This is a genomic window from Okeania sp. SIO2B3, from assembly GCF_010672525.1.
Classification (GTDB): domain Bacteria; phylum Cyanobacteriota; class Cyanobacteriia; order Cyanobacteriales; family Microcoleaceae; genus Okeania.
The window spans coordinates 96,653-115,675 of record NZ_JAAHGH010000015.1 but is presented as its reverse complement, the minus strand read 5'-3'; the positions used below and the strand labels follow the sequence as shown (position 1 = coordinate 115,675).

16 protein-coding genes are annotated in these 19,023 nt (G+C 34.6%); 8 read left to right on the top strand and 8 right to left on the bottom strand.

Annotated features, from left to right (window positions below):
* The first annotated feature begins 229 nt into the window (after positions 1-229).
* Positions 230-487: a UPF0175 family protein gene (locus F6K15_RS15135; protein WP_293062030.1), complete on the top strand. Its 258-nt coding sequence runs from the start codon at positions 230-232 to the stop codon at positions 485-487.
* A gap of 489 nt (positions 488-976) precedes the next feature.
* On the opposite strand, the gene F6K15_RS15130 is transcribed toward F6K15_RS15135, so the two are convergent.
* Positions 977-3,178, bottom strand: a complete 2,202-nt coding sequence (locus F6K15_RS15130) for a GUN4 domain-containing protein (RefSeq protein ID WP_293062028.1) — start codon at positions 3,176-3,178, stop codon at positions 977-979.
* 1,129 nt (positions 3,179-4,307) lie between these two features.
* Here F6K15_RS15130 and F6K15_RS15125 point away from each other — a divergent pair.
* Both F6K15_RS15125 and F6K15_RS15120 read left to right on the top strand, forming a co-directional pair.
* Positions 4,308-4,463, top strand: coding sequence for a hypothetical protein (locus tag F6K15_RS15125; protein ID WP_293062026.1), 156 nt, complete (start codon positions 4,308-4,310; stop codon positions 4,461-4,463).
* Positions 4,464-4,558: 95 nt separating this feature from the next.
* On the top strand, positions 4,559-6,163 hold the full coding sequence (locus tag F6K15_RS15120; RefSeq protein WP_293062024.1) for a B12-binding domain-containing radical SAM protein: 1,605 nt from the start codon (positions 4,559-4,561) through the stop codon (positions 6,161-6,163).
* 715 nt (positions 6,164-6,878) lie between these two features.
* Here the strand turns inward: F6K15_RS15120 and F6K15_RS15115 are convergent.
* Positions 6,879-7,508 carry a hypothetical protein gene (locus F6K15_RS15115; RefSeq protein ID WP_293062022.1) on the bottom strand — a complete coding sequence of 210 codons (630 nt, stop codon included), beginning with the start codon at positions 7,506-7,508 and terminating at the stop codon, positions 6,879-6,881.
* Between the two features lie 20 nt (positions 7,509-7,528).
* Between F6K15_RS15115 and F6K15_RS15110 the strand changes: the two genes are divergently transcribed.
* Entirely contained in the window at positions 7,529-7,687 is a 159-nt protein-coding gene (locus tag F6K15_RS15110; RefSeq protein ID WP_293062020.1) for a hypothetical protein, read from the top strand.
* A gap of 2 nt (positions 7,688-7,689) precedes the next feature.
* Here F6K15_RS15110 and F6K15_RS39085 read toward each other — a convergent pair whose 3' ends face one another.
* Positions 7,690-7,860: a hypothetical protein gene (locus tag F6K15_RS39085; RefSeq protein WP_375341067.1), complete on the bottom strand. Its 171-nt coding sequence runs from the start codon at positions 7,858-7,860 to the stop codon at positions 7,690-7,692.
* 128 nt (positions 7,861-7,988) lie between these two features.
* A complete protein-coding gene (locus F6K15_RS15105) occupies positions 7,989-8,258 on the bottom strand; it encodes a hypothetical protein (protein ID WP_293062018.1) in 270 nt (89 codons plus the stop codon).
* Between the two features lie 516 nt (positions 8,259-8,774).
* Between F6K15_RS15105 and F6K15_RS15100 the strand changes: the two genes are divergently transcribed.
* The 3 genes from F6K15_RS15100 (at position 8,775) to F6K15_RS15090 (ending at position 12,947) form a co-directional block, all read left to right on the top strand.
* Complete coding sequence (locus F6K15_RS15100; protein WP_293062016.1) at positions 8,775-9,035, top strand: DUF5132 domain-containing protein; 261 nt, start codon at positions 8,775-8,777, stop codon at positions 9,033-9,035.
* Between the two features lie 548 nt (positions 9,036-9,583).
* Positions 9,584-10,624: a J domain-containing protein gene (locus F6K15_RS15095; protein ID WP_293062014.1), complete on the top strand. Its 1,041-nt coding sequence runs from the start codon at positions 9,584-9,586 to the stop codon at positions 10,622-10,624.
* A 466-nt stretch (positions 10,625-11,090) separates the two neighbouring features.
* Positions 11,091-12,947, top strand: coding sequence for a tetratricopeptide repeat protein (locus F6K15_RS15090; protein ID WP_293062012.1), 1,857 nt, complete (start codon positions 11,091-11,093; stop codon positions 12,945-12,947).
* Positions 12,948-13,068: 121 nt separating this feature from the next.
* Here F6K15_RS15090 and F6K15_RS15085 read toward each other — a convergent pair whose 3' ends face one another.
* From F6K15_RS15085 to F6K15_RS15075, 3 genes are all read right to left on the bottom strand, one after another.
* Positions 13,069-13,938 (bottom strand): hypothetical protein, encoded by an 870-nt coding sequence (locus F6K15_RS15085; RefSeq protein WP_293062010.1) that lies wholly within the window; start codon positions 13,936-13,938, stop codon positions 13,069-13,071.
* 366 nt (positions 13,939-14,304) lie between these two features.
* Positions 14,305-14,445: a hypothetical protein gene (locus F6K15_RS15080; protein ID WP_293062008.1), complete on the bottom strand. Its 141-nt coding sequence runs from the start codon at positions 14,443-14,445 to the stop codon at positions 14,305-14,307.
* On the bottom strand, positions 14,442-14,699 hold the full coding sequence (locus F6K15_RS15075) for a hypothetical protein (RefSeq protein WP_293062006.1): 258 nt from the start codon (positions 14,697-14,699) through the stop codon (positions 14,442-14,444). The genes F6K15_RS15080 and F6K15_RS15075 overlap by 4 nt, the downstream gene beginning before the upstream one ends.
* A gap of 571 nt (positions 14,700-15,270) precedes the next feature.
* On the opposite strand from F6K15_RS15075, the gene F6K15_RS15070 reads away from it, so the two are divergent.
* Positions 15,271-15,396 (top strand): hypothetical protein, encoded by a 126-nt coding sequence (locus tag F6K15_RS15070; RefSeq protein ID WP_293062005.1) that lies wholly within the window; start codon positions 15,271-15,273, stop codon positions 15,394-15,396.
* Positions 15,397-16,457: 1,061 nt separating this feature from the next.
* Here the strand turns inward: F6K15_RS15070 and F6K15_RS15065 are convergent.
* Positions 16,458-18,686 (bottom strand): collagen binding domain-containing protein, encoded by a 2,229-nt coding sequence (locus tag F6K15_RS15065; protein ID WP_293062003.1) that lies wholly within the window; start codon positions 18,684-18,686, stop codon positions 16,458-16,460.
* Between the last annotated feature and the right edge of the window lie 337 nt (positions 18,687-19,023).

Sequence of the window (19,023 nt, the reverse complement as noted above, 5' to 3'; positions counted from 1 at the left end):
ATCTAATTATCAGCAAGCAGAGCTGGCTGGACGATTTTCGGAGAGTCAGTTTGGCGAGCGCTACTCCATACATAAATGCTTTTTTTTGTCAAACCTTATGTTAAGAAAGATGTGGGTAATGGATAGCTTTTAAAGGGGGGTTGGGGGGATTTATATCTATAAAAATGACTAAATTAGCTGTAGCGAACATTTATCAAGTTGGTATAATTTCAGTAATTTTAGATAAACATTGCTATGTCAGAAATTACTATTAATTTACCAGAAGAGATTTTTTCTGCCCGTCGTTGAGCTGCCTGAAGAATTTGTTGAAGATATGCGTTTAGCAGTGGCTATATTTTGGTATCAAAAAGGGGAAATTTCTCAAGAAAAAGCGGCTCAGGTTACTGAGTTAAACCGTCGAGATTTTCTTGCTAGTTTGGCAAGGGAAGAAATAGATGTTTTGAATGTTGATTTTAATGATTTACAAAGGGAGTTAGAGCTTGGTTAAATCGCTAGACACGGATTTGGCTACGGATACACGTATGGATGATTAATCAGTTATCAGTTATCAGTTATCAGTTATTAGTTATTAGTTGTTAGTTAACAATACTGAAGTCAGAAGTCAAAAGTTTGAAGTCAGGTCTAGACACGGATTTGGCCACGGATACACGGATGGATGTAGTCCAGTAGTGGACTGTTTCTATAACTGCCTCGCAATGACAATCTCTGAGAATAATAATGTCCGCAGCGAGGGGGGAAGGAAAAGTAATTATTTTATGTGAAGCACCCCTAGACTATCCGAAGCAATCTTTTCTATAGTACAGGAGATTGCTTCGGCTAAGTTAATGGTAAATCCTAGAAGTTAACTATTTCTATCACCGCCTCACAATGACAATAACTTCTGTCGTTGAAAGGGGAAAAGACTGGTATCTGATGAGCGATAAATAGGTTGTTAAAAACTGATAACTGAATATCAGACGGCTGAAACGGCTATATGTTAAAGTCTACAAAACCTTAACAACTCACATAACACCCAACCCACACCAACAAACAATCCCCACACCAACAAACCAAAAACACAACAGAACAATCCCAAGAAAAAAAGCAATTTTATTTCATCTGCTTGTTGCTTAATGTTACCCCAACCAATACCATCCAAGTACCTTAACAAGCTAATCATTCCTACCCGGCATAAAATATCCCAAAATCTCCATGGATAATCACTCAGCAGGTAAATATCACAATTGACCTTCAGAAGATTTCCCTTGGGATGTGTAAAGACTGGGAGATGTCCCTTGGGATATGTATCCAAACTACCTTGAAAAATCTCAGAGTAGCTTAACCAACTTCCTCTTTGACACCATCCCACTTGCTCGCCGAATGCTTCCCATATTTCCTCATGGTAGTTGTTTGTACCCCCCAAACTCTGATAAATTTTCTTCTGGACAGAAAAGCCAAACTTACCATAACTGTATTTTACCCAAAGTTCATTGATACTACGGAGATCTTCACAAGGAAAACTATCTATATCTCCATTTTTGAAATATCTATTCCTTTTTACTTTTGACATACAAATAGTAGTTTCCCGATCTGCCTCTTCCCACTTTCCTGCTGCTAATAAATCACGCAATTTAGTATAGTCTATCCCTAAGTCTTCACGGGTAAGAAGACGTATCACCTCATCGTCCGAAGCAAAGTCTCGACAATAAGGGATATGTCCCCTGTAGTGTGTATTTAGACTATAAATCACGTTCCAGGAGACCAACCATTTGCCTCCTTGACGCCATCCCACTGTATCGCCAAAAGCTTCCCATACTTTCTCTCTCTCATCATAATACTGCAATGGACTACCTAACCACTGAGGAGTTATCTGATAAATCTGCTTCTGCGATGTACTACCTAAACTCTGATAAATCTGCTTCTGCACAGAAAAGCCAAATTTACCACGACTGTATTTTACCCAAAGTTGATCGATAGTGCGCAGGTCTTCTAAAGGAAAATAATTTCTATGAGTACAATTACTTTTCTCTTTTTGTCTTGTCACTTTCAATATACAAAGCTTAGTTTCTTCATGTGCTTCTTTCCACTTTCCTCCCGCTAACAAATCACGCAACTTTCTATAGTTTACACCTCTAACTGAAACCAAAGGTACATCATTAGAACGAGAATATTGTGAAGGTTGTTGTTTTTTTTGAGTAGGATAAACAGAGGTTTTAGACTGAGGAGTTAACCGATAAACATTAGATTTTTTTACATTATTAGTAGAAGCAGATTTTTTTGGATATTTTTGATTTTTTTTAGTAGGAGAAACAGAAGAATTACCAAACTCTAAATCAGCCAAAATATCCTCAACCTTATGATAACGTTGCTTCGGTTTTTGCTCTACCAAACGATCTAAAACTTTCCCCAAATCATCACTCACAAAATTTCCATTTAAACAATCTCGCCATACCCATTCCATTTCCGTTACATTATATAAATCAAACGGACTCATGTTAGTCAATAAATGCAAACAAGTTACCCCCAAACTATACAAGTCACTCCCAGACTTTGCCTTTCCCATCGACTGTTCCGGGGCGCAATATTCTGCCGTTCCAATAACCGTTCTTGTCACCGTCCGACGTTGAGTTTTCGGAATAATCTTAGAAGCTCCAAAATCAACCAAAACTAACTTTTTATCCGCTTCCCTCCTAATAATATTCTCCGGTTTAATATCCCGATGAATCACATTGTGACTATGAACAAACTGCAAAACAGATAATAAATCTATTAACAATTCTCGAATCTGAATTTCATTAAAAACGCCATGATTATCTAACTCTTGTTGTAGCGTTTCTCCCGGAATAAATTCCTGTACTAAATATTGACGACTATCCACAGAAAAATAAGCAAAAAGTTCCGGGATTTGTGGATGTTTTCCTAACAACTCCAACCTTTCCGCTTCCTGTGCAAATAACTCCGCAGCTTTTGCCACAGTATCGGTTCCCTGAGCTTGAGGAAGAAACTGTTTAATTACACAAGGAGGTTGAGAAGGTTTAAACTTATCCACAGCTAAAAAAGTTCGACCAAAACCACCTTGTCCGAGAATACTTTTTGCCCAATAACGTTCTACAAGTAATAATTTATTTCCACATTTTTGACAAAATTGAAAATTATCAGGATTAATAGTTAGACATTCCGGGTTCAGACATTGAGACATAATAAATTAATGGATAATTGATAATTGATAATGGATAATTGATAATTAATACAGTGCATTCCAGGTTAATAAAGTACAGTGGCACAAATCGCTTTTTAAATAGTTTTTGAAGTCTAGAATTAAATTTTCATTCTTACTTTTGCCAATCTACTATAATCACTTTACCAAACTTACATGGAATAGATTGATAATGGATGATTGATAATTGATACAGTGCATTCCAGGTTGATGAAGTACAGTAGCATAAATCGCTTTTTAAATAGTTTTTGAAGTCTGAAATTAAGTTTTAATTTAAAAAAAAATTAGGTTGGGTTGATGCAAAGTTAGCGAAGCTTATCCGTAGGATAAACACAACAAATTATTTCCCGTATTCCAGACTATATATCTTAGACAAATTACTAGAAATAAATCGTCAGGAGTTAGAAGCTATATTTAGTATTGATGATTTGAAAAAAACTATTTTTTTCTCAATTATTAATAACCGAAAAAAATAGAAGTTATTCCTAAGTTGTTAAGAAAAGGGTAAGCATTTCCTGCAGAATACTGCGCAAACAGCTATTAGCTATCAACAACAAGACTCTAGCTTTAAGGAAAGTGTTTAAATTAACAACTGACTTTAAGGGTAAGGGAGGCAACTTTTGTAGTAAGACAGTTAAATATTGCTTTGACCCTAAACTAAAAGCAATAGCTGATAGCTGATACCTGACCGCTGAATGCTGACATAAAAAACTTTTATGTTGAGGAAATTGCAGAAACTTTATAATTATAATTTGAGCAAGTCCGACCAGTTTTGCTAACTTGAATTAACTCAAACTGTAGGTTAGGTTAAGGCAACTTTAGCGGAGCTTATCCGTAGAATAAACCCAACAAATTATTTGCCGTATTCCAGATTATATATCTTAGACAAATTACTAGAAATAAATCGTCAGGAGTTAGAAGCTATATTTAGTATTGATGATTTGAAAAAACTCTTTTTTCTCAATTATTAATAACATAAACAAAAATAGAAGTTATTCCTGATTTGTTAAGGAAAGGCTTTTATGTTGAGGAAATTGCAGAAACTTTATAATTATAATTTGAGCAACTTCCACCAGTTATTGCTAACTTGAATTAACTCAAACTGTAGATTATGTTGAGGCAAAGAAATCAAACAAATTATTGCTCATATTCCAGACTATATATCTTAGAAAAATTACTAGAAATAAATCGTCAGGATTTAGAAGCTATATTTAGTATTGATGATTTGAAAAAACTCCTTACTATTCTGACTTATGACTCCTCTTAATGTTTAATTAATACCGAAATTAACTTAATAACGTTAAAGTTAGGCTTAGTCCGTATAAACAGACATTTAATCTTAATATGAGGAACTAATATTTAATGCGAGTCTTATTAATTTATCCCTTATTTCCCAAATCTTTTTGGTCTTTTGAAAAAATTCTGGAACTGATAAATCGCAAAGTAATGCTACCTCCGTTAGGATTAGTAACAGTAGCAGCAATCTTACCCCAGGAATGGGAATATAAATTAGTAGATAGAAATATTAGGGCAGTCACAGAAGCAGAATGGGAATGGGCAGACCTAGTAATACTTTCGGCCATGATTGTCCAAAAAGAAGACTTACATGACCAAATCCGAGAAGCAAAACAACGCAATAAATTAGTGGCCTGTGGCGGTCCATATCCCACAGCATTACCCCAAGAACAACTGGACAGTGGTGTAGATTTTCTGATTTTGGATGAAGGGGAAATTACTTTGCCAATGTTTATCGATGCTATTCAGCAGGGGGAAACTCAAGGTATTTTCCGTGCAGATGGGAATAAACCAGATGTGACAATTACTCCTATTCCCAGATTTGATTTATTGGAAATGGAATATTATGAATCTATGTCGGTTCAGTTTTCCCGTGGTTGTCCGTTCCAATGTGAATTTTGTGATATTATTGTTCTATATGGTCGCAAACCCCGTACCAAAACGCCAGCACAATTATTAGCAGAATTAGATTACCTCTACAATTTAGGATGGCGCGGTTCTCTATTCATAGTGGATGACAACTTTATTGGCAACAAACGTAACGTCAAATTGTTGCTGAAAGAGTTAAAAGTTTGGCAAGCAGAACATCAATATCCATTTAAAATGACCACCGAAGCTTCCGTTAATTTAGCAGAAGACCCAGAATTAATGCAATTAATGGTAGATTCTAATCTTAGAGCAGTATTTTTGGGAATAGAAACTCCTGATGAAGATAGTTTAGAGTTAACCCATAAATATCAAAATAATCGTAACCCTCTCAATGAAGCAGTAGAGAAAATTATTAAATCTGGTATCAGAGTAATGGCAGGGTTTATTATCGGTTTCGATGGAGAAAAACCAGGAGCAGGCGATCGCATCGTTAAATTTGTGGAAGAGACAACTATTCCCACTGCCATGTTTAGTATGTTGCAAGTCTTACCAAATACAGCACTTTGGCATCGTCTGAAAAAGGAAGGTCGCCTTTTAGATAAAGGTGCTAACATTAATCAAGTAACATTGACAAATTTTATCCCCACTAGACCAATAGAAGATATTGCCAGAGAGTATGTAAGTGCATTTTGGCAGTTGTACGACCGTGAAAAATTTTTAGATCGAACTTATCGGCATTTTCTGATGATGGGTGCCCCCACTTATAAAGGTGCTGCAAAAATGCCAAGTTGGATGGAGTTACGAGCATTATTGATTATTTGCTGGCGACAGGGAATAAAGCGCAAAACTCGTTGGAAGTTTTGGCATCATTTGTTTAGTATTAAAAAACATAATCCTAATATTTTGCCACGTTATATTAGTACCTGCGCTCATATAGAACATTTTTATGAGTATCGTCATATTGTCAAAGAGAATATTGAAGCGCAGTTAGCTGAATATTTAGCTGAGAATAAACAGTTAAATCTCATAGAGAAGGAAGCAGAAAAACCGAAATTGGAAAAGGTAAAAGAAGAAGCAGCTTAAAGTTTGCAAGTAGAGAGTGGGGGAGTATTCAACAATTAATAATTAATAATTAATAATTAATAATTAATTAGGGCTTGCTGATTAAATATCAAAGCATTGATAGATGAAGGTTTTAGCTGTTTTAGGTTAAAAAAAGTGCGCCTGTTTTCGGTAAAGATTGCTCAAAAAACTAGCATTTTGTGCAAGAGTTGGGCAGAAAAATTAAGGGACAAAACGCCCGATCCTACCTCCTCTACATTCCCATTTTTCCCCTCCCCTCCTGGGAGGGGTTAGGGGTGGGTTGGGAGGGGGAGGGGCGAGGGGTGGGTTGTCTCCTGTCTCCTGTCTCCTACAAAGAGCAAAAAGACTTTTTCAGCAAACCCTAATTATTACCTCTTCTTGAAAAGAAGAGGATTGACTAATCATGAAATTTTTTTCTTGTTTCTCCTTTAAAGGAGAGGCTTTCAACCTTAATTATTCGGTAAACATAAGCTGCTGATAAAGAACTGGTTAAGACTTATGCTAATAACGAATTTTAGACTAGAAAATGTTTTTCCAACTTCCCTGTTCTCTGTTCCCTGTTCCCTGCTCCCTAAAATTTTTATTGTGGGTATTTTAAAGATACATGATATCAGATATTTATCGTTCGCTGTTTGCAGAACATGACTCTAAGAAGTTACTGTTTGCGGAGCATTCCGTCAGGAAATGCTTTTTACTTTTGAAAATCACTCAGCTTTCAACTGAGTTTTTTGGCTAAAATTTGCCCTATCTTTTTAACCATTGGGTCAATTTCAATCGCAAAATATTCTCCAATTTCCTTTTCTACTAAATTAGTCAAATTAACTGTTTCTGGATAAATATCAAACATCAAAGACAATTTTGCCATATCCCTAATTATTAACAGTACTCCATCCAAACAAACCAGGTCTTTAACATCAAGATATTGAACAAAATCATTCTGCCAAAGTACCTCAATTTTTATCCCACCCCCTGATAAATTCTCTTTAGAAATTAACCGACAATACCCCGAAGGTACACCATAAAACAAAGACCCAGAAATTTCTTCTCCCAAACGAATAGACATTTCTAAATTCAGCTTTTTCTGCCTTTCATATTGTGCAGCAACTTTTGTCGAAGCTAGATAAAACCTTAATAGATAAAACTCTCCTGATATCTCTTTACCTAAAATTGTTAACGCCCTCCCATTGACAGAAATATTAGACTTGATTTCCACTTCAGTATATAAACTATCAGAAACATCAAGAATTAATTCACATCCCAAACCTTGTGAACAAACTTGATAAACCTTTCCCGTTTCTTGAATAATTCCAGTAAACATTAAAGAATAATTGGTAATAGTTGACACTCATTATCTAACTTAATATTATGTCCGGTAGTATCGGTATTGTAAGTGCGAAGGTAAGGAAGAAGGAAGAAGGAAGAAGGAAGAGGGAAGAGGCAGGAAGATTAAGAGCAAGAAAAAAACTTAAATTTCCTGTAGATATTTACCCTTGGGTTTACACAAACGCGCCCCAGCGGACATGATATTACTCGTCACTATATAATAGTGTAAATTTTAATCCAGTTAACTTTTCTTCCAAAACTCGTTCGCGAAAAGCATCTGTCGCAAAAATATAACTACGAACAAGTTGAGGAGTTTTAAATAGCGCAATATTATCTAAAAGATTTGTATCAAATGAGTATTTTTTTATTTGCATAACCTTATGGCTGTTTTTAAAGTACAAACATTCACTTTTTTTTCATCTAAACAGTCAATTATGTTGCTAATATTCAAAACTTTCATGTTAAAGTCTTCAACGTCAATAGACAAAATTTCTACCTAATTTCAAATTAGCTTTTTTAATTTTATTAACGCCAGATTATCACAAACTAAAATACCAGAATCAATGTCCACAAAGTTCCCAACACCTCTTTTAAAGCTTCTAGGAGCATTTAGGGTTTTAAACTTTGCCTGATTCTTTGGCCAAGTATCTCCAAACTTCTGACCTTCAAAATAAGGCCAGCATCCATATAAATCCAGTATAGTTTCAGCATCCCCAGTTAAATGAATAGCAGCAAAATTTCCGACATCCGACTGTATGTCCCAGACCTTCATGGACTTATGCCACTAAATAAAATGCGATTAATCCAATATAATATAACTTTAATTGTTTGAGAATAAATACCTATAAAATTACCTGAGTAAAGCATTGTCTTTTAAGTTTAAAATTACTTTCTTACTCCTTTCAAAGTCTTTAACATTAAGGTTTTCCAGGTTGACATTAAATTTTTCTAATAAAACAAAGTTATGAATAACCGTAACAAGGCTTGCTTTTTTTCGAGAATAGTATTAATCTAGAAATTAATGAAGCAATAAACCTCGTTTGAACTCAGAGATTAGTAATAGATAAGCTGTTTCAAGTCAGAGAAATTTAATTTAGGAGAATGACTTATGAGATTGGGCTACAGTTCAATATAATTAATGAAAGACATAGATAATCTGGTAAACAAGTTTAGTACATAAAGTTAACTCTAACTCTACAACAAAAACTCCACAATCAATAAATAGAAAAATTCTACCCATAAAAACTTGAAATACTCATAACCTTAAGTTAAAAACAGGAAATCAATTATGTCAAGTCTACTGAAAACAGTTAAGCAGATTAATCTATTAGCTTTAATATTTAATTTGAGTTTGCTATCAGTAAACTTGAAGGTGACTCTAGCACAAAAGTCTATTGCTAAGACGATTATTAAAAGTGGGATAAAACTTTATAGCTATAGTAAAGCAACTTTAGCTGAAATTGGAGAAATAGTTAATACTTTAGTGGTTGAAGTCAAGAGAGAAAAAATTACAGCAGCGCAAATGGTAAAAGTTTCTGTGAAAGACTAATAAATAGTAAAAAGCATATTGTTGGTAAATTCTGTTGGCAACAGGGGATAATATCCCCTGTTTTTTTTGTGTTAATGATTTTGAATAATTTGGTAAGAAACAATTTGCATCTTAGCTTTTTGAATCAATTAGAGATACTATAGCACTACGCAAATAGGTTAACCAATTTGATAAATGTTTGCTACATTTTCTTGAGCAGGGGAGTAGGGGAGTGGGGGAGTGGGGGTGTGGGGGTGTAGGGGAGAAGTAGAGATAAGAATAATTAACAAGAAATAGCTAATAATTATCAAAAAAGTTCTATACGTCTGTGTTAATTACTTAATAATTGAAGTACAACTTAAGTATAGCATTCTTTTTTAAAATTGGTATTAGGACATTTATAAATGCTCAAACTCAGTCAGATATTACTTTTAACTTTTAACTTTTAACTTTTAACTTTTAACTTTTGAGTTGCGCTATATATTCTGACTCAGATGACACATTGAGTAAATTACGATAAACTATAAAAGATTAAATTGCCAAAAATTTTATTATTATACTTACTATCTATGCCAAGAAAAACTCAAAAAAAATCCACTTCTAATTCTCTACCTCAAGAAAATTCCCTATCATTCTCTTCTATTCATGCTAGGATTGATTTTCTCAACGAAAAACATAAAAAACTTCTGACCAAAATCAAACGTAAAAAAACTGAGTTGTCTAACCTGACTCAACAAATGCAAACACTTACTCAAGAAATGGTTCAAAAAAGTAGACCATTTTATGAAAAAATAAATAGTCTAGATCAAAAAATTCATGGTCTATTTGAAAAAATTTTAGGTAATAAACGTTTAGGAAAACGTCAAAAACAAGAAATTGTAGATATTTATCGTATCTTACAATTAACAGGTAAAATTTCTCCTCGCCCAGAATATTTTTCTCGGTCATCATCGGCAAATTTTCAAGATGAAGATAGAGATGATTATCAAAAGACAACGGAGAAAGATTTTTTTGGAGAAAATAATCATTACTATGAAAATGAGGATATTTCTCAACCACGTCCTAGTAGAGACCTGAGAAAAATATTTTTAAAATTAGCCGATAAATTTCATCCAGATAAAGCTAGCGATAATGAAACTCGTGTTTTCTATACTGAAATAATGAAAGAAATTAATATTGCTTATCAAAGTGGCGATCTAGCTCGGTTATTAGAAATTGAAAAAGATAAAAATCAAGAAAAAGTTAAGTTTTCCCAAAATGATGGTGAAAAAGAATGCGAACAATTAGAGAAAGAAATTGAACTATTATCTCTACAATATGAACAAGTTAAATCAGAATTACGAGAGGTGAAAAAGACTCCTCAAGGAAATATGGTAAAACAGTATCGCAAGGCAAAGCGACAAGGAGAAAATTTGATGGAAAAGTTGGTTGCAGAAGCAGAAGTCGATCTAAATTCTTTGCAAGCATTGCATAATTTTGTTAAAGATTTTAAAGACCGAAAAATTACACTAAAAGAGTTTGTTAGAGGTCCTAATTCTGTAAATATAGATGAGATGGAAGATATGATTAATGAAATGTTTGAAAGAATGTTTGTAGTGGTAAATGTATAAATTAACTTAATCGGTATTGTGATTGTATTTAAGAAGGAAGAAGGAATAAGGAAGAAGGAAGAAGGAAGAAGGAAGAAGGAATAAGGAAGAAAGGATAGGAAAAATGGATGGATTCAAATCACAACAAGCTTGTATAAACTGCGGGTGAAGCAGGTAGGAATTAAACTTAATAAGCGAAAAGATAAGTAGGACTTGCTGATTAAATCTAAAAGCATTGACAGATAAGGACAAGTGCCTTTTTTGGGTCGAAAAAAGTGCCTCGTATCACGTCTAAAACGCTCAAAAAGTTAGTATTTTAGGCTCATAGTTGGGCAGAAAAACCAAGGGACAATTCTTACTCCTACCTCCTCGCTCATTCCCATTTCTCCTGTCTCCTGTCTCCTATATCCTGTCTCCTGTCTCCTGTCTCCTACCCCCTACTAAAAGACTTTTTCAGCAAACCCTAAGTAATTAAAACGATTTTAAAATGACAGAATCTATTTCTTGGCAGGAACGCTATCTCAATTTAATTGACCACATTTTGGAAATTACTCTCAAAGGTCAAATTCGTTCTAAGGAACAAGTATATCAAATGCTGGTAAAAGAAATTAGTAGTGGTACGGGGGAAATTTTTGAACGTTGTTTTGACGAACGTCTGCAAACTGTCCAAAACCAAGTAGATACAGAAACTGATGAGTTAAAACAAGCAAAAGCTAATCGTCGTTTGCGAGCATTAAAAACTATTCAAGGAGAATGGGAGCGGTGGGAAAAACTAAATCAGACTCAAGAAGCGATCGCTGCTTCTGTACAAGAAATTATTAATGCTGAGTCTAGCGATCGCCTGACTACTTTATTCAATGCTATTGATCCTAATCAAAAACAACCCCTAACTCTCAATCAATTACAAAAACTGGCCCAAAGTCTAGACGGACAAAAACTCCAAGCTGCTGACCCTGAGTTAGAAAAAGATTTGCAACAGTTTGCGACTGGTATTACTAAAGGTTTGGAAGCTTGGCAACGACTGCAACCTTATTTGGTAAGTTGGATCTATGACCAAAGTAGGGGTCAATTAGGATTTGGTGGTACTCCTGAACAACGAGGACCGTGGGTATTATGGGCAAAACAGGTAAATAGTTCTTTTCCAGAGGGTTTATTTAATACTATTGCTTTGGAAAAGTCGATTGTAGAATTTGCGAGTAAGGCGAGTATTGAGGCTAGTAATTTAGTTGAATTGGCATTAATTTTACAATGTTTACAAAGGGGATTAGTTGAATGGTTTGATAAGTTAATTTATGATGCTAAGGTAGGGGCAAAATTATCTATTTCTACTTTTTTGACTTTTGCTACTATTTGGTGTCAGTTAGCTAATGGTTTTCAAGCTAGACCTCGTTTAACTAATTCTTGTTTTCAGGTAGCATTGCAAATTTTTCGCGCCTTTTCTCAACAGGAATATTTTCCGCTCTACGGTGGGATTTTTGCTTCTTTTTCTGGAGAATATTTACAGAATGCTTTGAGTTATTTAGATGCTCCTTTGCAAATAGTTAAAGGTACTCAAGCAAAGGCAAGAATTTTAACTTTATTGGGTTACTCTCAGCAGACTTTGGGGGAAAATTTAAGGGCGATGGAATTTCATAAAAAAGCTTTAGAAATTGCCCAGGAGACGGAGGATAAATTCTGTGAAATTGCTAATCTTAATCATTTGAGTCGGACTTGTGTGGCGATGCAAGATTATAGTGAGGCAATTAATTATAGTCAAAGGGCGTTGATGTTTTCTCGACAAATAGGGGATAAAAAAGGGGAAGCTAATGCTTTAGCTAATTTAGGTTTTAGTGAAGTTTTCCAAGCTAGACAACAAGAAATGATGGAGACTGAGATTTATGAAAATGCAATTAATTATCTACAACAGGGTTTGAAATTATCAGAAAGTCTGGGTGATGGTCAGAGTAAGTCTCTTTGTTTTAGTAGTTTGGGAATTGCATTTATGGTGTTAGAAAAACCTGAAGATGCGCTGTTATATTTGCTTGGTGGTTGGCAAGCTGCTCAATATTCTGGAGATTTATATTTACAAGGTTTGAATTTAGCTTATCTTGCTCAGGCTTACTATAGTTTACAAAATTTGGAGCAAGCTATTTTTGCTGGTAGTTTGGGTATGTATTTGTTAGAGCAAATTGGTGCTAATGAATGGCGGCAAACTGCTGGGTTGATGGTTGTTTTGAAAGGTCAATTGGGTGAAGATTTTAATGAAATTTTAAATCGGAAACGGTCAGAAATTTTGCCAGTTATTGGAGTGGATGGTTATGATTATATCTCTGAACTTTTGGTGAAATATCAACAGTCTCTTTAGTTTTTTGGGGAGGAACACAGCTAAAGGAGTAGAGTATGTTTTTAATTCTAAATTGAGAATTAAGCAATTTTTCTCAAGTTTCACATTAGCTGTGTCAGTTTGCTTTAAGATCAAGAAAAACTTACTCTGGTTTTCTCCACCCCTCAACAGTGGCGATTACAGTATTGACGTAAGAGTTGTCTAGAAACTCCTTCAAAGCTTCCTTACCACAAGCTTGTAACGCACCAACAACCCGACGCTTAAAGCTAGGTGTAGTTTCATCATTAACATAGGTAATTTTTTCATCCTCAGTAGCAGTAGGGTTAGTTTCCTCTAACTGCTTTAAGAGTTGTTGAATTTCTTCTGCTGCCTCAGCTAAAGTTTGCTTTTCCTCAAACTGATAGAATTTATTTTTATCCGAACGAGAGTTTTTCCCCACAGCACCAGCTTGTTTAACGTTGTAAGTATCTCCCATAATTCCCTCTCCTTTTACATCAACCAATAACGGAATGTCTTCATTGTTCTTAAAGAGCTTGATAAATGTCCAACCAAGAAGTTCTGTGTAACCAAAGGAAACAGTTGCATTCACAACATTTCCAGCAAAAGGAATAAAAGCAAGGATAGCTTTGACTCCAAAAGCACCAATACCAACTCCAGCAGCCGCCCCAAGTAATGCTGTGGCTGTGTTCTTATTCCGACTTCTTCCAAATACCTCTCCCAATAGGATAATCATTGCAATATGCATAGTTATCAAAACAGGAGTATCTAAAGCTAAAATTGCTCCTTTACCCAAAGCAGCAGAGGCTGCCGCTGCACTTCCTGAAGCAGTATGAATAATAGCTTCAAGTTTTGAAAAGTCCTCGTTCTTTAAAAAAGGTCGTACCTCTTCTTTAATGGGGTCAGTTTTTTCCTGATAGAACCTGTGTGCTTTTTCTATAAAGGACTGCACCTTTTCCTTAATTAGCTCTATTTTTTTTGTGTAGATTTCGCACCCTTTTTTTGTCCAATTCATACTTATGAAATTAGAGATATAATGCATTACAAAAGTTTTTTGCTTGCCAAAGCAAGGGACAGCAGCAGGAAATTTAGCTTGTTTGTTGTCCCATCCAAAACTTATGAACTTTATGCAAGAAAAAACCTTCCTGATTATGGCTCCTGAGCTTGATATATTGATAAGCTAGCCTGTTTTTTTTCAGAAGTTTTTTCTAGAAAAGAGTTATTCTTTGCCAAACGTCCACTTCCAGATTTCTGCTTATGACAACCCTTTATACTTTCAATGGTTGCTCTATCAGGATAAGAACTAAATCTATAATCTAATATTTCATCATTGAAGGATAATTTTTAACGCTAACATTTCTAACTTCTGACTTTTTTCCCTCTACTCATCCACACTAAAACTACAAACATTTTTCAACACAAAACCATTATTTTCATTCACCAAATCACCCCTACATAACACGGGAAAACGTTCTTGATATGTCCTAATAGCTGTCACATAATCCTGGTCAAATAATCTCAATTTTTCCGTTCCAACCTATTCATTACCACTCCCATTAAATCAACTTCCTCACTCAATTTATCTCCTTCCAGAGACCTCATCCCCACAACTAATCCCTGTATCTTCACATTAGGTAAATTAGTAATTAAGTTTTGCATAATTTCTAACTCAGTTTTCTCCTCAAATTTAGCTAAATTTTCCACTAATAAATTTATAGTTACAGGAAAATCAGCTACTTCTAGATTCAAGGGTAAAACTAGAGTTAAATTAGACAATTTCTTACTCCAAATAATTGCCTCATTTTCTATCTCTCTTAGCTGCTGCCAACCTTGATATTTTTCAAGAAATTAATATCTTTAATAATTAAATTCATCACCCTTCTACAGCATTTGCGATCGCGGAGCGGAACGGATGTTCTATCACCTTTGAGCAAGAAAAGTTGGTTGAATAAAAAGTCATGCGTATAGACGAAAGTACCCTTATACTCTTTATAATATCACAAAAATTGTGAGGATGGAACCGAAAATCCTTTGACGCGCTGATTTTTTTAGGAGCTTCATAAGATGAAAATGTCGGTGGTTTTTCACCCTAGGAGGGGTAGATAAAAAGATTCGATGATGGGAAAAACCAGCATATATTTATTGAAGCTTCACAAGATGAAGATATTTCTGTTATTGCTCCTGGGGAAAATTCCTGAATAGTTGATTGCCTTTGAGCAAGAAAAGTTAGTTGAATAAAAAGTCATGCGTAGGGGCGAACGACCCCTTATAGTCTTTATAATATCACAAAAATTGCGAGGATGGAACCGAAAATCCTTTGGCGCGCGATTTTTATAAGCTTAATAAAATGAAAATGCTATTAGTTTTCCATTCAGTAGAGATAGAGAGTAAAGATGCGATCGCCGGAAAAAACCAGCATATATTTATTAGAGCTTCACAAGATGAAGATGTTTCTGGCATTGCTTCTGGATAAAATTCCTGAATACTGAATATTGAATTGCCTATTAGTAACGAAAACTGGTTGAATAAAAAGTCATGCGTATAGGCGAACGACCCCTTATAGTCTTTATGATATCACAAAAATTGTGAGGAAGGAACTGAAAATCCTTTGGCGTGCTGATTTTTTTGAGCTTTACAAAATGAAAATGTTATTAGTTTTCCATTCAGTAGAGATAGAAAGATGCGATCGCAGGAAAAACCAGCATATCTGTTCATTAAGCTTCACAAAATGAAAATATCTTTGGTATTACTTTTGGGGAAAGTTCCTGAATACTTTATTGTTTCTGACTAAGGGATTTTAGTTGAATAAAAAGTCATGCGCATGGGCAAACGACCCCTTATAATCTTTATAATATCACAAAAATTGCGAGGATGGAACGGAAAATCCTTTGGTGCGCGATTTTTTTAGGAGCTTCACAGAATGTAAAAGTTAGCGCTGTGCTAACTGAATATGACGATCTAACCGATTGAATCTTCTGATTCTCATCTTAAAAGTAGGGAAGTAAAGTAGGGAAGTTAGGAGAGTATTTTTCAATCTTTTTCCTGTATTGCCTCTATTCCACTCCCGACCCGTAATATCAAATCCGGTTAAATACTTAATTATATAGTTGGGGGAGGTGGGGAGGTGGGGAGGTGGGGAGGTGGGGTAATGGGGTGATTAACTGTTGCCCTTGACCTGGAGGAACCAATTAAACATGAAACTTATGGGGGTAAACGAGTCAAACGTGGTTTATTCAAGAGTGGAACTGGTATAGTCATTAATGCCGACGTTAATGGCAGTCTTCAAATAATTAGAAAGAAATTCCCAGAGGCATTTACTGCCGAGGGAATAGTGAGCTGCGCCGTACAGCCAGTATTGGTTAATCCAATATCAAGATAAAAGCTGTTACAATTTTCTACAGTTTTTTTCGTACGGTGAGGAGTATTAGAATATTTTTCAACCTTTTTCTTGTATTGCCTCTATTCCACTTCCGACGCGTAACTCAAAAATTTAATCATAGACAAAGATATCAAATGGGTTTTATAAGGCATAGCTTAAAGAAATTCATTGAAGTTGCCAATATTGACATTATTAATATTACTGCCAGGATCTACATCAATAACTGGATCGATAGTAGTTTGAGAGAAGCCAAATTTTTGTACTTCTCGTATTATGTAAACATTGGGAGGTAAATCTTCAAAAGAATAGAAACCAAATTCATCAGTTATAGTTGCAGGTTCCCCAATATCTAAGAGACTATTGTTATTCAAATCTAGATACAAGGTGAAGTTATCTAAACCATTTTCTCCAGGGTCTAATATTCCATTTGCATTTCCATCATTAAATTTAATGCCATTAATTTCACCTCGGTTACTTACATTGCCAATATTGACATTTGTCATGTTACTTCCTGGAGTTACATTGATAATTGGGTCGGGAGTAGTTTGGTCAAAATTTGGTGCTTGAGTTTCCCTAATTGTATAAGTATCTGGGGGTAAATCTAGGAAAGAATATTCACCATTAATATTAGTAATAGTCGGAGGTTCTCCATCATCCAAAAATCCATTTTGGTTGAGGTCTAAATATAAGGTAATGTCTGATAAACCTAATTCTCCTTCTTCAAATATTCCATTAGCATTAGTATCATTAAATTTGGTACCGCTAATTTGACCACGATTATTTACATTCCCAATATTGACATTTGTAATGTTACTTCCTGGAGTTACATTGATAATTGGGTCGGGAGTAGTTTGAGCAAAACCTGGTGGAGAAATTTCTCTCAATATATAAGTATCTGGGGGTAAATCTAGGAAAGAATATTCACCATTCACACCAGTAATAGTTGGAGGTTCTCCCTCATCCAAAAATCCATTTTGATTGAGGTCTAAATATAAAGTAATATCTGCTAAACCCAATTCTCCAGGGTCTAATATTCCATTAGTATTTGTATCATTAAATTTCGTGCCACTAATTTGACCTCGATTATTTACATTTCCAATATTAACTATCAGATTACTTCCCGGAGTAACGTTTAAAATTGGGTCGGCAGTAGTTTGATCAAAATCTGGTGGAGAAACTTCTCGCAAAATATAAGTATTAGGAGGTAAATCTAGGAAAGAATATTCACCATTCACACCAGTAATAGTCGGAGGTTCTCCTTCATCCAAAAATCCATTTTGATTTAGGTCTAAATATAAGGTAATGTCTGATAAACCCAATTCTCCAGGGTCGAATATTCCATTAGTATTCGTATCATTAAATTTCGTGCCACTAATTTGACCTCGATTATTTACATTGCCAATATTGATATTTGTAATATTACTTCCTGGAGTTACATCAATAATTGGGTTGGGAGTAGTTGAAGCAAAATTTGATGGAGAAACTTCTCGCAATATATAAGTATCTGGTGGTAAATCTAGGAAAGAATATTCACCATTAATACCAGTAATAGTTGGAGGTTCTCCCTCATCCAAAAATCCATTTTGATTGAGGTCTAAATATAAAGTAATATCTGATAAACCCAATTCTCCAGGGTCGAATATTCCATTAGTATTCGTATCATTAAATTTCGTACCACTAATTTGACCTCGATTATTTACATTGCCAATATTGATATTTGTAATATTACTTCCTGGAGTTACATCAATAATTGGGTTGGGAGTAGTTGAAGCAAAATTTGATGGAGAAACTTCTCGCAATATATAAGTATCTGGTGGTAAATCTAGGAAAGAATATTCACCATTCACACCAGTAATAGTCGGAGGTTCTCCCTCATCCAAAAATCCATTTTGATTTAGGTCTAAATATAAAGTAATATCTGCTAAACCCAATTCTCCAGGGTCTAATATTCCATTAGTATTTGTATCATTAAATTTCGTGCCACTAATTTGACCCCGGTTACTTACATTACCAATATTACCAATATTAATATTTGTCAGATTACTACCTGGAGTTACATTGACAATTGGAGTAGGGGTAGTTTGATTAAAGCCTGGTTGCTGAATTTCTCTGATTACATAAATATTAGGAGGTAGGTTATTAAATAGGTAACCCCCGAAATTATTAGTAATATTGGCAGGTTCGTTGAAGTCTAGAAAACCGTTGTTATTAATATCTAAGTAAATGGTGAAATTAGATAAGCCAAATTCGTCTGGATCTAATCGACCATTGGCGTTAATGTCATTGAATTTTAAGCCACTGATATTACCTGTCGTATTAAATTGAGATGCTTCTATTTCTGTTACTTCTAATAATTCTTCTTTTTCTGCTATTAATGTCGCCATATATAACTCCTTTCACTATAGAGGGTATTTATATTCTTGAATGTTATTTTTCTGTGTAGTTAATTATCTTTGTTTGAGAAAAAGATTTTTGTGCACAAAATCTAGTTAAAAATAATTCCATCTGCAAGTCTCAATTTAAAATTCTGAACTATGTTGATAAATCCGGATAGATAACTCAGTTTTATTACTGATATAGCAGAAGGAAGAAATAAGAAGGAAGAAATAAGAAGGAAAAATCTTACGTTATCTGAGTTTTAAGCTTTTGATCTGTCCTAACCTTTGCTTCGACTGCTATACCTAAATAAACTTTGAAGAAAGTTGTAGGTGGTAGGTTAAT

Bases quoted from the DNA above. Each gene is read 5' to 3' on its own strand.
- F6K15_RS15065 (WP_293062003.1), bottom strand. From the start codon at position 18,686: ATGGCGACATTAATAGCAGAAAAAGAAGAATTATTAGAAGTAACAGAA.
- F6K15_RS15070 (WP_293062005.1), top strand. From the start codon at position 15,271: ATGAAAATGCTATTAGTTTTCCATTCAGTAGAGATAGAGAGTAAAGAT.
- F6K15_RS39085 (WP_375341067.1), bottom strand. From the start codon at position 7,860: ATGCAAATAAAAAAATACTCATTTGATACAAATCTTTTAGATAATATT.
- F6K15_RS15100 (WP_293062016.1), top strand. From the start codon at position 8,775: ATGTCAAGTCTACTGAAAACAGTTAAGCAGATTAATCTATTAGCTTTA.
- F6K15_RS15130 (WP_293062028.1), bottom strand. From the start codon at position 3,178: ATGTCTCAATGTCTGAACCCGGAATGTCTAACTATTAATCCTGATAAT.
- F6K15_RS15095 (WP_293062014.1), top strand. From the start codon at position 9,584: ATGCCAAGAAAAACTCAAAAAAAATCCACTTCTAATTCTCTACCTCAA.
- F6K15_RS15110 (WP_293062020.1), top strand. From the start codon at position 7,529: ATGTCCGGTAGTATCGGTATTGTAAGTGCGAAGGTAAGGAAGAAGGAA.
- F6K15_RS15085 (WP_293062010.1), bottom strand. From the start codon at position 13,938: ATGAATTGGACAAAAAAAGGGTGCGAAATCTACACAAAAAAAATAGAG.
- F6K15_RS15125 (WP_293062026.1), top strand. From the start codon at position 4,308: ATGTTGAGGCAAAGAAATCAAACAAATTATTGCTCATATTCCAGACTA.
- F6K15_RS15105 (WP_293062018.1), bottom strand. From the start codon at position 8,258: ATGAAGGTCTGGGACATACAGTCGGATGTCGGAAATTTTGCTGCTATT.
- F6K15_RS15120 (WP_293062024.1), top strand. From the start codon at position 4,559: ATGCGAGTCTTATTAATTTATCCCTTATTTCCCAAATCTTTTTGGTCT.
- F6K15_RS15090 (WP_293062012.1), top strand. From the start codon at position 11,091: ATGACAGAATCTATTTCTTGGCAGGAACGCTATCTCAATTTAATTGAC.